The following is a 13,868-nucleotide window of genomic DNA, read 5'->3' on the forward strand; positions in this document are numbered from 1 at the left end:
CGGAGCTCGCCACTCTCCTCCGGTGAACCGGAGTTCCGCCGGAGCAGGGAATCCCAAAAAATGTTACCTCCGGACAGCTAGGCTTCGCCGGAGTTAGGCTGCCTGGAAATAAGTCTGCTCCGGCCAACATTCGCCTTGTCGGAACAGCATACCACGGAAGACTCCGTTCTCCGACGCACACCTCCTTCAGTGGAGTTCGCCATTCCACTTCCGCAAATAGGGTTCAAAAAAGGCTATCTCATTTTATTTGAGACAGCCTTTTTCTTAGCGTTCGATGTATAAAGATACTTTCTTTTCGATGCGATTTTGAAAAATGGAAAAGATGCTGCAGATTGCCCAATAGATGAGGGCGACCAGAATGTACATCGTCATGTAGTCGAATTCGCGTCCGCCGACGATCTTCGCGTTCTGGAACATTTCCGGAACGGTGATCATCGCCGCCAAGGAAGAGCCCTTGATCAGATCCAATAGGACATTGCTCATCGGCGGAATCGCGATCCGCAAAGCTTGCGGCACAATCACTTTCCGCATGATGAAGGACCATTTCAGCCCCAAAGCATAAGCCGCTTCCCACTGTCCATGATTGACGGAAGAGAGGGAGGAGCGGATGATTTCCGAACTGTAGGCGGCAGAGCTTAGGCTGAAGCCGATGATGGCGGAAGTTACGGCCGTAAATTGGATGCCGATGAAGGGAAAACCAAAATAGAGCAGAAATAGAAAAACCAACGTCGGTGTCCCGCGCATGAAGGAAATGTAAATCCGTGCCGGCCACTGCAATAGCTTGAAGCGGGACATTCTCATCAATGCCAGAAAGAATCCAAGGAGAGTGCCAATGATCATGCTGGTCAGCGATATACCCAATGTAAAGCCCAAGCCTTTCAGGACAAACGGTATGCTGTCTAAAGCCAGCGATGGATTAAAGATATACTGCCATTGTATGCCAGCCATGTTCCAAACACCTGCTTCCTATTTTACGTCGCTGACATCGATGATCGGGAAATCGTAGTTGAGTTGGACAGAAACATCTTCGCCGCCATAGAATTGTTTAGACAACGCCGTCAAGGTTCCATCTGCTCTCATTTCTTCCAAAGCGCCGTTTATTTTATCTGTCAGTTCGTCGTTCCCTTTTTTGATGGCGTAGTTCGTTTCCGATGGGTTATAGAAGATATTATGCACTTTTACTGGGATATCTGGTAAAGCGGCTGTCGCCATTTTTTGCGCATAATAATCGTTCAAAATGACATCTGTCCGGCCGTTCGCGACATCGGATAAATACATGTCGTTTGTGGCGTTGTCATAGATTTTTTCTTCAGCCCCAAAATGTCTAGCAACCTTCATGTAGGTTGTCGTTGCTGCGCCTGCAGCGATCTTTCCTTTCAAATCTTCCAATGTCTTGATGCCGGAATCGTCGGATTTACGGACGACCATTGCTCCGAAGGAATATTTATAAGGAATTGTATAGTTGTATTTATCGGCATTTTCGCCAGCGCGGTCGATTCCGATTGCTGCAATATCAACGGCGCCGCTGTTGACGGATGTTAACATGCCGTCAACACCCATTTCGGTAAATGCGACTTCCACCCCTAAACGTTTTGCCGCTTCACGGATGATTTCGACTTCGTAGCCGGTCAAATCATTCGTTTCTTTAATATGGTAAGAATTAGGGTACAGCGTGCCTGAGGTAGCCACTTTGATCACGCCGGCCTCTTTGATTGCCGACCAGGAAGTATCCGTATTGCTGCTTGCTGTCGCACTTGAGTCGCTTGATGCTGTAGCTCCGCTGCCGCAAGCCGCCAATGTTAAACCTAATAAAGCCGTTAAACCACCGAATAAAAATTTCTTCTTCTTAACCATCCGTTAAATCGCCCCTTTAAAGTAAGTTATAAACTAGACTAAAGATAGCATTAAACGAGTGTGAAGGCAATAAAAATAATACAGAAAAATTCGTCTGTTTTATGTATAAATTAGTTAATTTTTGAGCAATCAAAACATTTCCGTTCAAAAATTGATACAGAAAACTATTTTTGTTTTTCGAAAATAGTACAGAATTTAAATAGAATGATACAGAAAAAGGACCCTGGAAAGGGTCCTTTTCTGCAGGTAACTGATCTTCAACGGATGCCGCGCACATTCTCGGCATCGAAGCTGAAGAGGATGCCGTTTCCGGGTTCATCCAGCTGGAGGCACTCCACGATGGCCGCTTCGACGGCACCGGCAACGGAGGATGCCACCAAATTCATGATGATGTCTTGACCGGTATCAAGTCCGATGCCGAACAATATCTGCAACGGATCCGTCAACACCCCTTGCCCGTGGAAAAACGTGCCACCGCGCGAACCGGCTGAGCTTGCCGCTGCGACGACCGCATCGCTGGAACCGGCAGGCGCAACAGTAAGAAAGCACTCATGTCGGGATACGGAAGGGGCAGCCTGCACATCCAGGATCAGGAGTTCCCCGTGCGTGCCCAAAAGGTGCGCAACGGGGGTGGAAAAGAGGATGCCGCGGTTCGGTTGTTCAAATTCAAACAAAGTGCTGATATGTTCAATGGCAGGCAACGTATTTTCTCGGGAGCTGACCATAAATAATATTTCTTTTTTCACTTCTTGGAAGCCGATCGTCCGCAACAGATTGCTGGAAACCGTACCGGAAGCGGAGAAGATGGTCCCGCCGGTTATCCCTTTTTTCTTCGCTTCCGTCAAAACCTTGCTGGCTTTGCCGATATTGACGATGACAAAAATGACATCATAGAAACCATCCTTTTCAAGTTGAACACTCACCGCGAATCCCTCCTATATCTTCTTATTTTTTGAAATGATACCCAAAAATTGCAGCGACAGAATCGGCATCATGGCTACCATGGCGATCATGCCGAAGCCTTCCAAAAGAACATTGGCATCCGGTGTGATTTCAGCTACGCCTTGGATGAAGGCCAGAATGAACGTGGCCGTCATCGGACCGGATGCCACACCGCCCGCATCAAACGCCATCCCGATGAATAGGTTAGGTACTCGGTAGGAAAGGATGATTGCCATCAGGTATCCCGGCACGAGGAAATGCCACAGCTCCAACCAAGGGACAAGCACGCGGATGACGGACAAGAGGACGGCCAAGCCAACCCCGATGGATAGGGCAAGTAACACGACAGTACGCTTTACACTTCCATTTGTAACATCTTCTATCTCGTGCGTCAACACATACACAGCGGGTTCCGCCAAAATGACCAAAACACCCAACAGGAAGCCGATGACAAGTACGGGAATCGAACTAGTCATGCCGGCAATCAGCACCCCCAATTTCCGGCCGACTGCCATGAAACCGGCATTGACCCCCGTCAAGAAGAGCACAAGACCGATGAACAGGTAGGCCATCCCGAAGAAGATACGATTGAATGACGCTTTCGGCAGCGTAACTTCGGAAAGGAAAAGGTGGTAGATGATGAAGATGAGCAGAATCGGCGAAACGGCCAAGAGAATTTCGCCGGCGATCTTCGGCAGTTCATGCTGAAAGGGGATTGACCAATGCGTCGTCAAATCGGAACCGGCTGGAATCGTGCCGGAAAGCGGCTCATTCGAATGGACGAATAACCCCATGATCAGGACGGCCAGGATTGCACCGGTGGAGGCGATACCGACCAGACCGAAGCTATCTTTTTCAGCTGATTGGGAGCGGTGGTTCATCGAAGCGACCCCAATCGCCAAAGCCAGCATCAAAGTCAATGGCAAACAAATCGTTTATCAAATAGAAAGTGACACGTTCTTGATTCGGGCAAACGGCCAATATGCATATATTTATAGGCGCGTTTATTCTCCGGGGATTTCATTCGCGGACCGCCGCATATACTTTGACGGAACGGCGGGAAAGCATTAAAATGAAGGAAATAAAGTGTTTCCATGAAAGTTAGGATGATGAAAATGAGCAAAAAAAATAATGGGCTGTTTGGCGCCGCGATGTTGGCAGGGGCGGCCGGTTACCTTTACCTTCAGAACACCTGGATAGAGAAGACGGACTATCGCATCCCGGTCAAGAGTTTGGCAGCCGAAAATGAGGGCTTGAAGATTGTTCAGCTGGCCGATCTGCATATGCCGCGGGAACAGGTGGATCTGGAAAGACTGACCGAAAAAGTCAGGGACGAAAAGCCGGATTTCATTTTCCTGACGGGCGATCAGATTGAAGGGGACCGTCCTTTCGACCCCTTTGCGGCAGAAAAATTCTTCCGTGCGCTCGCCGACATTGCACCGACCTACGCCATCACCGGCAACCATGACCGCCATTCGCCGATGTACAACATTTCGGTCGACATCTATCAGAAAACGGGCATCACGTTCCTGGATGACAAAGCGGTCAGCGTCATGGCAACGGGCAGGAAACCGATCGTCATCATGGGGCTGACCGATAAAAAGGCTGCCGTCCAGAAGATGACGAAGGATTTCTTGAAGAAGATCAAAGTACGCAACGATTGGGTGGGGCAGACCAGATTGCTGCTGGCACACCGGCCGGAAAACTTCCTGCGTTACCATGCCGATCCGGAAAAATCGCCGGACCTCACCTTCGCCGGCCATGCACACGGCGGGCAGGTCCGCATCCCGAAAGTGGGCGGACTCTTTGCGCCGGGACAAGGCCATCTGCCAAAACGCACTGCAGGCGTCTATGTCCTGCTTTCCAATCCGGCGAAAAAAATCGTCATCAGCCGCGGCATCGGAGCATCCTCATTCCCATTCCGCATCAACAACCGGCCGGAAATGGTCGTCGTGACCTTGACAAAGGATACGACGACAGCATAAGGAATCAGAATCAGGGACGGCCGGAAGCGGACGTCCCCAACCAGAATGCCTGCCTGAACCGCCATTTGCCCGCCGATTCAGGCAAATCTTACTGTAAACTTTGGATTACATTCTTTTTATGAAAGCGCATTAATATCTTTTGTATTTCTTGTTAAATTGGGTTACACTTAAGGTAATAAGTAGAAGGAGCGTGGATTATCATGGTAAAGAGCTTAATGGATAGGATGCCTTTGAACGATGGTTTTACAATCCCTGGTATTGGTTTTGGGACATGGGATGTCAGCGATGCTGAAGCCGAAGAACTAGTCTTCATGGCCATCATGCGCGGTTTCCGCCTGATTGACACAGCAAGCATGTACAAAAATGAAGCCGGCGTAGGCCGCGGAATCAATAAAGCAATCAATGCTGGTATTTCCAGAGATGACATTTTTGTGGTTACAAAGCTCTGGGAAGACGAAATGGGCTATGACAAAGCGACCGATGCCATCAAAGCCAGCTTTGCCCGCTTAGGATTGCAACAAATCGACTTATTCTTGATTCACCGCCCTAGCAAAGAGGATGGCGTGAACATCGAAACTTGGAAAGCGCTGGAAGATGCGAAAGATTCCGGACGCGTAAAAAGTATCGGCGTCTCCAACTTCTCGCGCGGCGAATTGAAGGAATTGATGGAAAATTCCCGCATCAAACCTGCCGTTAACCAATTGGAGATCAACCCATTCCACAACATGGAAGAGGTGGATGATTTCGGCTACGACAACAATATCGTGTCCATGGCGTACAGCCCATTGGCAAGAGGCAGAGCCTTGGAAGAAGGTAAAGTCATCAAGATCGCCGAAAAATACAACAAAACACCAGCACAGATCGTATTGAAATGGGCTGTGCAACGCGACATCATTCCAATTCCGAAAACAAAGGATCCCGACCGTATGAAGGAAAATCTGGACCTGTTCGACTTCATGTTGACGGATGAAGAAATGGAAAAAATCACCCGCATCAAACAAGCCAGTAATTTTGAAAGAGGGCACCAAGACCACAATCTCGGCAAGAGAATCGGTGTTGACACCCACACTCTAAAATAATCAATAAGAATATGCCAAAAAGTCAGTGAAACAGCTTTTTGGGACGTAATCCCACATAACTAACGGCTGGAAGTCTTCGGATTTCCAGTTTTTTTTCGGAGTTTTGCAAATCTTGCCATCCTTGGCAGTGGTTAGACAACCTTCTATGGAAAAAAGGTATAATGGAAAGAAAAGAAATGGAATGAGGATGGAACGAGAATGAATTTTCACTACGACGAAGAGGCTATTCGCTATCTGAAGGAAAAGGATGCCGCATTGGGGGCGGTCATCGACCGGATCGGACCCATCGAGCGGCCGATCGACGCGGACCTTTTTTCTGCTTTAGTCAATAACATCGTCGGCCAACAGATTTCGATGAAAGCCCAGGAGACGGTGTGGGGAAGGATGCTGGCTAAATTCGGGGCCATCACACCGGAAAATATCCAGCGGGCGACGGTAGAGGAAATCCAGCAATGCGGACTCTCCACCCGCAAAGCGACCTACATCCATGAAGCCGCAGAAAAAGTGATTACAGGGGAATGCGACTTGGCTGCGCTGAGGGACATGAGTGATAAGGACGTGATCGACAAGCTGTCGCAATTGCGTGGCATCGGCAAATGGACGGCGGAGATGCTGCTCATCTTTTCGATGGGCCGTCCGGACGTGATGAGCTGGGATGACCTGGCCATCCACCGCGGACTCAGGATGCTGCACCATCACCGCAAAATCACGAAGGAACTGTTCCAGAAATATAAACGCCGCTACTCGCCGTATGGTTCGGTGGCGAGCCTCTACCTGTGGGAAGTGTCCGTCGGGATCCTCCCGGAGATGAAGGACTACGCGCCGCTGACGGAAGCCGAGAAAAAGAAGCGCCTGAAGCAGCGCAAAGAACTGAAGCGTGCCGAAAAGCAAACCTTATGACGGAGAGCACCGGTTCCCTTGATAAATAATTTTATGAGCAATGCCCGGCGAAGCACCGCTGAACGGTTATTTTTGAGGAAATCAGTTCGAAATAACCGGCGAAGCCTCGTTCACCGGTAATCTGCCTTTAGAAGAAGCTATAATTCTCGGTGAGGTGGGCCTCGCTGGGTATTTCCAATCAAATAATATCGGAATACCCGGTGAAGCCCTGGTTGCCAAAAGACCTCAAACGTCGCACTGTGATGTTTGGGGTCTTTTGGCGGGGAAACAACTTTTTTCCGTCAAGGTTGATCGGCTTGTACGGCGCTTGAACGAAGGCATTTCTGATTGTGCCGCCCCTAGAACTATTGTATGCGATATTCTCCAAAGGCGGTCGGTTCTCGTTAGTTTCGTTCATCCAGATTCTTACGTACGACGGGTGAAAAAAGCTTTTTGGAAAGCGCTTTCGCTTCGTGTTCAACTGCCTGTCTGCTATACTAAATATGTGGAAAACTGCTCATGGATTTATGCTTAGAAGGAGGAAAAAAGAATGGACCAACTGACGAATGCCTTGCAAGGGTTGTGGGTCTCTCTTGTCAACATGCTTCCCAAGCTCCTCGGCGCCCTGTTGCTGTTGCTATTGGCCTGGATTGTCGCCACACTGGTGAAAAAAGCTGTGGTGAAGGGATTGGACACTTTCAAATTCGATGACAAATTTGTGAAATGGGGGGTTGCGAGCACGAAGGAAGATGCACGCCGCATCTTTGGTTCGCTTGGGAAGGTCTTCTACTACCTGATTTGGCTCTTCTTCATTCCGGGTATTCTCTCGCAGATCGGTCTCTCCAATATCGCCGCACCGATCACCAACATGTTTGATAGCTTCCTGGCCTTCCTGCCAAACCTCTTTGGAGCAGCCATTATCTTGGCGGTTGGCTATTTCGTGGCCAAATTCGTCAAAGAGCTAGTTCAAAGCTTGCTGGAATCAATCAATGTTGACCGTTGGATTTCCAAGTACACCCAGAACACGAATCAGAGTGCGCCATCCGGCCCTACTCAAGTACAGGCACAGAAGAATACGATTGCCCGGGTCCTGGCCAATGTCGCCTTTGTGACAGTCTTGATTCCGGTACTGACTATGGCGCTAGATACGTTGCAGATCCGTTCCATCTCTGTACCGATCGTGAATGTGCTGAACCAGGTTTTGTCGGCTATCCCGAATATACTGATAGCGGTGATCCTGCTGATTGTGGGGACCCTGATTGCCACATTTGTGGCGAATCTTCTCGAAGGACTGTTGGAGAACGCTGGAATCAACCGCTTCTCCCACTACCTGAACCCTAATGGGAAATCCCATCTCAGCCTCTCACAAGTAATCGCGAAGGTTGTACAGGCTGTCATCATTGTCTTCTTCGTGGTGGAGGCACTGCATGCGCTGAAACTGGAGGTGCTGAACACCATTGGGGTTGCGATCATTGGCTACCTGCCATCCGTCCTGATTGGCCTCATTATTTTGGGATTGGGAATCTTTGGCGGGAATGCGCTCTCCGCATTCCTGAAGGAGTCTACCGGCAGCGCCATGATGGGCGAGACGGTCAAATACCTCCTGTATATATTGACTGTCTTCATGACGTTGGATCAGCTGAAATTTGCTTCCACGATTGTGACAACAGCCTTCCTCTTCATCATTGGCGGCCTGGCCGTGGCATTTGCCCTAGCATTTGGTCTGGGCGGCAAGGAATTTGCCAAACACCAGCTCCAAAAACTTGATCACAAGATTGATGAAGAAACAGCGAATCCTTCCGGCGACGCCGAGAAGACGGAAGCAGAAGAAAAACTGTATCCGTTTGAATAACATTAACACTGCAAGAAGCAGTAACCACTACAAGCTGTCTGTTGACATCCTGGTTCCTTTTGGAGCCGGGATGCTCTTTTTTTGTGAACAATTCTCGCCGAGGCTCTGCTCACCGGCTATTATGAGGAAATCAGGGGCAAAATACTCGGCGAAGCCTCGTTCACCGGTAATCTGCCCTTAGAAGAAGTTGGAATAACCGATAAGGCCCCGCTCGCCGGAATTCACGAAACAGAGAAGAAGATACCAGAATCCCCGGCGAAGCCGCGTTCACCGGTAATATGCCCTTAGAAGAAGTTGGAATAACCGATAAGGCCCCGCTCGCCGGAATTCACGAAACAGAGAAGAAGATACCAGAATCCCCGGCGAAGCCGCGTTCACCGGTAATATGCCCTTAGAAGAAGTTGGAATAACCGATAAGGCCCCGCTCGCCGGAATTCACGAAACAGAGAAGAAGATACCAGAATCCCCGGCGAAGCCGTGTTCACCGGTAGTATGCCCTTAGAAGAAATTGAAATACCCGATGAGGCCCTATTTCACTTGATATTGCGTCTGAAAAAGTCAACTGGAATTTAGTTTTTCAAATAACATCCCGCTTTTCTTCACGAAGGCATGGGGTTATCGATAACGAAAACGCGGACGATAGTGTAAAATAAGAACGAAACGGTAAAAAACGAATAAATTACAGGTAAGGGGATATAGCTATGATTTCATTAGGCATCATCGGAACAAGCAGCATCGCGCACGAGTTCGCCAAAGCGGCGATCGATTCAGGGGAATTCCGCATCAAAGCCGTATACAGCCGCACACAATTCAACGCCCAAAGCTTCGGTGAAGGCTACGGCGCGGATATTTTTATGACTGATCTGGAGAAATTTGCAGCATTGGAGGAAATCGATGCCATCTATATCGCGTCGCCCAACAGTGTGCACTTCGAACAGGCCATGCTGGGAATCGCGAACGGGAAGCATCTCATCGTCGAAAAGCCGATCTTCTCGAACACGAAGGAATGGGAAGCAGCCTTTGCCGCAGCCAAAGCCAAGAACGTCTTCGTATTCGAAGCCGCGCGCCATCTGCATGAACCGAATTTCGCCATCGTCAAAAGCGAAGTCGCCAAACTGGGTGAAATCGACGGGGCATCCTTCACCTACGCCAAGTATTCTTCCCGTTACGACCAAGTGCTTGCCGGCGAAGAACCGAACATCTTCTCGCTGAATTTCTCCGGGGGCTCCCTTGCCGATTTGGGCGTCTACTTGCTGTACGCGGCCATCGCCTGGTTCGGCGTGCCTGATGACGTGGACTATGCCGCGAAGAAGATCCAAACGGGCGTGGACGGCGCAGGGACGATGATCTTGCGTTACCCTTATTTCACGGCTACGCTGCATGCCTCCAAAATCTATAATTCCTTTGCCACATCGGAAATTTACAGCGGCAAGAAGACTCTCGTCTTGGACAACGTCAACATGATCCGATCCATCGAAATGATGGACGGGGAGAACGAAGAACGCTACCAATTGGCCGAAGCTTCCGCCGGACATCCCATGGCCGATGAGGTGTGCGCTTTTGCCCGCGTCTTGAATGATGCCGAAAATCCTGTTATGATGGAAGACTATGAACGTTGGACGGAAACGAGCCGCGACGTCAACCGGATTATGGAAACATTGCGCAGAAAAGCAGGCATCGTCTTCGCTGCGGATGAATAAAACGAAACCTATACAAATTGGAAACAATGATGGAGCCTGTGTCCTTTCGCATCGGAAATGGCGCACGCTTCATACAGAAATGAGGACACAAATATGATGATGGAAGAATTGGCAATGCCATTCGAGAAATACTGGCGCGAACTGTCTTTTCAGTTGCCGACACCGATCCAGGAGAATGTCTATAAACCCTTGACCGAAGGCAAAGATGTGGTCGGGTTATCCCCAACGGGAACAGGGAAGACACTGGCTTACGCCATCCCTTTGCTGCAAAAGACCGTAGCGAACAAAGAGTTGCAGCTGATCGTCCTTGTCCCTTCGCAAGAATTGGCGCACCAAGTAGGACGCGTCCTTTCCGAATGGGGCTCCTTGAAGGACCTGAGCGTGCAAGTGATCATCGGTGGGGCAAACGTCAGCCGCCAGATCGATAAATTGAAAGAAAAACCCGAAATCGTCGTTGGGACACCGGGCCGCCTGATGGAATTGGCGACCCAGAAGAAATTGAAACTGCACAACGTCAAGACAGTCGTCTTGGATGAAGCCGACTACCTGTTGAAACAGGAGCATCTCTCTTCCTTGCGCGAATTAGTGAAAAAAATGCCGGGCGAACGCCAAATGGCCTTCTTCTCGGCAACGAACAGCGAAAACCTGAAGGACATCGAGAAATGGTTCAACACGAAGCCGCTTTGGTTCGATACGACCAGCGATGGCCAGTTCACCGATCAAACCGTTCACGGTTACATCGAGGCGCCGAACCGCAAACGTGCGGAAATGCTGCGCCGCCTAGGTAACCTCGAAGGGATGCAAGCATTGGTATTCGTGAATTCCACCCAAGAATTGGATTACTTGGCGCAAAAGCTGCAGTTTGAAGGCATCAACGTGCGCATGCTGCACAGCGAATACGGCAAATCCCAACGGAAGAACGCTTTGGAAGAATTCACCAAAGGGAACGCGACCTTCCTGTTGACGACTGACGTTTCGGCACGCGGAATCGATATCCCGGAATTGCCGTATGTCATCCACTACGATATTCCGTTATCCAAAGAGGCATACCTGCATCGGTCCGGAAGAACCGGCCGGATGGGCAAAAAAGGGATCGTTCTGTCATTGGTGACTGACCGCGCTATTCGTGACGTCAAGCGTTTCGCGCCGCACCCCGATGAAGTGAAAGAATTCTTCATCTACGGCGGCGAGCTTGTCGACACCTTGCCGAAACGCGAAGAAACGAAACCGCGCAGTACAGAAGGGAAACCGGCTGCCGTCAAAACGCCGAAGAAAGCGGTCGAAAGACCAATGGCGGATGAATCAGGGGAATACAGACCCGAACCCGTCAAAAAAGCGAAACCGAAAAAGAAAGTCCGCAACAAATCGCAAAAAAATAAAGGCGCCAGAAGAAAACCGAGCGCCGAGCAATCGGAACAATAAGAAAGATTACGACTCAATCCGCAAATTGTGGATTGAGTCGTTTTTTTTTCGGTAAAGGTAAGGGATTAAAAGAAAGAGTCGCACCGTTGCGACAAAAAGGTAGGACGTGTATAATTTAGAGCGACATAGCGTAGCATTAGCTATTGGGAAACCTACGCTCAGTAGGGAAAGGGAAGGAAACTGTAAATGGTAACCATCAACGACATCGCAAAACAGGCCGGCGTCGCGAAAAGCACGGTTTCGCGCTACTTGAACGGCGGAGCGGTCAGTGAGAAGACAAAGGCGAAGCTGGATGCCATCGTGGCGAGGAACGACTATACGCCAAACAAGTTCGCCCAAAGCCTGAAGGCGAAACGGACGCATATGGTCGGGGCCATCATCCCGCGCTTGAATTCCTATGCGACGAATGAAGCCTTGAAGGGGCTGGAGAACAGCTTGCGTCTTTCCAAAAATCAGCTCCTCATCACCAATGCGGACCAGAACCGGGAACGGGAAATCGAAGCCATCTACACATTGGCCAAGCAAAAGGTCGACGGCATCGTGCTGTTCGCCGCCGAAATCACTCCGGAACACGAAAAGGCCTTCGAGGAAAGCGCCACCCCCGTCGTCATCGTCGGGCAGTCCCATCCGAACTATCATTGCGTCATCCACGACGATGAAAAGGCCGGTTATTCCGTGGGTGCATATGCGGTTGCGAACGGGCATCGAAACATCCTTGTTTTCGGCGTGGATGAGGCGGACCAGGCGGTCGGGATCACTCGCCGCAAGGGAATCGAAAAAGCCTTCGTCGGCAAGGACATCACCTATACCTTCGTCAAGACGAGCTTCTCCATGATGGATGCCTACAAACTGGCGTTGGAGGTACTGCCGGAAACCAAGGCAACCTTCATCATCGGTGCGACCGATAATATCGCCATTGGGATCATGCGTGCGGCCCACGAGCTGCAGATGGACATACCCAATCGGCTCTCCTTGGCCGGCTTCGGCGGCTATGAAATAACGGAAGCCGTCCATCCGCGGATCACGACCGTCCACTTCCCTTTCCATGAAGCGGGCATCTTGGCGGCCGACATCCTGCTGCAGCTCATCGAAGGAAAAGAAATGCCCTATGTGGAAAAACTGGACAACCACCTGATGATCCGAGAGTCGACGCAGGCAATAAAATAAAGGTTTCATGAATGAGAGAGCCTTAGGAATGTTGAGAGACAATTGTCCTCTTACTGTTTCTGAGGGTCTTTTTTTGTAGAACAAGGCGCTGGACATTAAATTCCCGGCGAAAAACTGTTCAATGGGAATAGCAAGTGAAATATATGTTAAATGCACGATGAAGCCCTGTTCATCGTGCATTACAAGAGAAAAGTGCGTCAAAAAACCGGCGAAGCACTGTTCACCGGGAATCAGAAGAGAAAAGTGAGTAAAATTCCCGACGAGCCTTTTATCATCAAAAAACGATTGTTACCCTAATTGCAAAACTGGTTGACAGTTATTTTTTTCTATGTCATTATTGTATTTTAACAATATCCGAATGATGGGAGACAAAGAAATGAGCGAACAAGAACACAATTTATACGCAAAAGAGATGTCCAAGAAAAAATTATCCACCAGGGAAATGGTTTTATGCGCTTTATTTGCCGCACTCATTGCGGTTGGCGCATTTATCCGGGTGCCCGTACCGGTTGTGCCGTTTACGTTCCAATTTCTCTTCACCATGCTGGCCGGTCTTTTGCTGGGGGGAAGACTCGGGGCGACGAGCGTATCGCTTTATCTTATGATGGGTCTTGCCGGCTTGCCTGTATTCGCTGAAGGGGGCGGCTTCGGCTATATCCTGAAGCCGAGCTTCGGTTACCTGATCGGCTTTTGCGTGGCGAGCTACGTGACCGGTGTGATGGCGAACAAGGATGCGTATCCGACGTTCAGGCGTCTGCTTCTGGCGAACTTCGTCGGACTGGCCATCGTTTATGCGATGGGGCTGGTTTATTATTACGTCATTTGCAATTATGTGATCGGCACCCCGATCGCGATGTGGCCGCTGTTCTTATACGGCTTCCTTTTATCCGTACCCGGCGACATCCTGCTCTGCTTTTTGGGCGCATCGCTCGCCAAACGGCTGATTCCGGTCATCAGAAAAGGTCTTTGAGGGAGGGGGAGACAGGGA

General features: G+C 49.8%; 12 protein-coding genes. 8 read left to right on the forward strand and 4 right to left on the reverse strand.

Translation table 11 applies throughout. The features are described 5' to 3' along the window. Nucleotides 1–264 precede the first annotated feature (264 nt). From BM101_RS03660 to BM101_RS03675, 4 genes are all read right to left on the reverse strand, one after another. Nucleotides 265–948, reverse strand: coding sequence for an amino acid ABC transporter permease (locus BM101_RS03660; protein WP_087033531.1), 684 nt, complete (start codon nucleotides 946–948; stop codon nucleotides 265–267). An 18-nt stretch (nucleotides 949–966) separates the two neighbouring features. After that, nucleotides 967–1,854, reverse strand: a complete 888-nt coding sequence (locus tag BM101_RS03665) for a transporter substrate-binding domain-containing protein (protein WP_087033532.1) — start codon at nucleotides 1,852–1,854, stop codon at nucleotides 967–969. 257 nt (nucleotides 1,855–2,111) lie between these two features. After that, the gene (locus tag BM101_RS03670) at nucleotides 2,112–2,777 is read right to left on the reverse strand and encodes a hypothetical protein (RefSeq protein ID WP_087033533.1); all 666 of its coding nucleotides are present in this window, start codon (nucleotides 2,775–2,777) and stop codon (nucleotides 2,112–2,114) included. Nucleotides 2,778–2,789: 12 nt separating this feature from the next. Continuing rightward, nucleotides 2,790–3,707, reverse strand: a complete 918-nt coding sequence (locus BM101_RS03675; RefSeq protein ID WP_087033682.1) for a DUF1538 domain-containing protein — start codon at nucleotides 3,705–3,707, stop codon at nucleotides 2,790–2,792. A 204-nt stretch (nucleotides 3,708–3,911) separates the two neighbouring features. On the opposite strand from BM101_RS03675, the gene BM101_RS03680 reads away from it, so the two are divergent. The 8 genes from BM101_RS03680 to BM101_RS03715 all read left to right on the forward strand — a co-directional run bounded on the left by BM101_RS03680 (nucleotide 3,912) and on the right by BM101_RS03715 (nucleotide 13,850). Then, nucleotides 3,912–4,781, forward strand: a complete 870-nt coding sequence (locus BM101_RS03680) for a metallophosphoesterase (protein ID WP_177194355.1) — start codon at nucleotides 3,912–3,914, stop codon at nucleotides 4,779–4,781. Between the two features lie 200 nt (nucleotides 4,782–4,981). After that, a complete protein-coding gene (locus tag BM101_RS03685; protein WP_087033535.1) occupies nucleotides 4,982–5,860 on the forward strand; it encodes an aldo/keto reductase in 879 nt (292 codons plus the stop codon). 198 nt (nucleotides 5,861–6,058) lie between these two features. Then, nucleotides 6,059–6,760 carry a DNA-3-methyladenine glycosylase family protein gene (locus tag BM101_RS03690; protein ID WP_087033536.1) on the forward strand — a complete coding sequence of 234 codons (702 nt, stop codon included), beginning with the start codon at nucleotides 6,059–6,061 and terminating at the stop codon, nucleotides 6,758–6,760. Between the two features lie 529 nt (nucleotides 6,761–7,289). Beyond that, entirely contained in the window at nucleotides 7,290–8,591 is a 1,302-nt protein-coding gene (locus tag BM101_RS03695) for a mechanosensitive ion channel (RefSeq protein ID WP_087033537.1), read from the forward strand. A gap of 701 nt (nucleotides 8,592–9,292) precedes the next feature. Beyond that, nucleotides 9,293–10,291: a Gfo/Idh/MocA family protein gene (locus BM101_RS03700; RefSeq protein ID WP_087033538.1), complete on the forward strand. Its 999-nt coding sequence runs from the start codon at nucleotides 9,293–9,295 to the stop codon at nucleotides 10,289–10,291. A 93-nt stretch (nucleotides 10,292–10,384) separates the two neighbouring features. Next, nucleotides 10,385–11,713 carry a DEAD/DEAH box helicase gene (locus BM101_RS03705; protein WP_087033539.1) on the forward strand — a complete coding sequence of 443 codons (1,329 nt, stop codon included), beginning with the start codon at nucleotides 10,385–10,387 and terminating at the stop codon, nucleotides 11,711–11,713. A 186-nt stretch (nucleotides 11,714–11,899) separates the two neighbouring features. Beyond that, a complete protein-coding gene (locus BM101_RS03710; protein WP_087033540.1) occupies nucleotides 11,900–12,880 on the forward strand; it encodes a LacI family DNA-binding transcriptional regulator in 981 nt (326 codons plus the stop codon). 376 nt (nucleotides 12,881–13,256) lie between these two features. Continuing rightward, entirely contained in the window at nucleotides 13,257–13,850 is a 594-nt protein-coding gene (locus tag BM101_RS03715; protein ID WP_218149871.1) for a biotin transporter BioY, read from the forward strand. The last annotated feature ends 18 nt before the right edge of the window (nucleotides 13,851–13,868 follow it).

Origin of the sequence: Trichococcus palustris (genome assembly GCF_900114465.1) — a bacterium.
Taxonomy (GTDB): Bacteria; Bacillota; Bacilli; order Lactobacillales; family Aerococcaceae; genus Trichococcus; species Trichococcus palustris.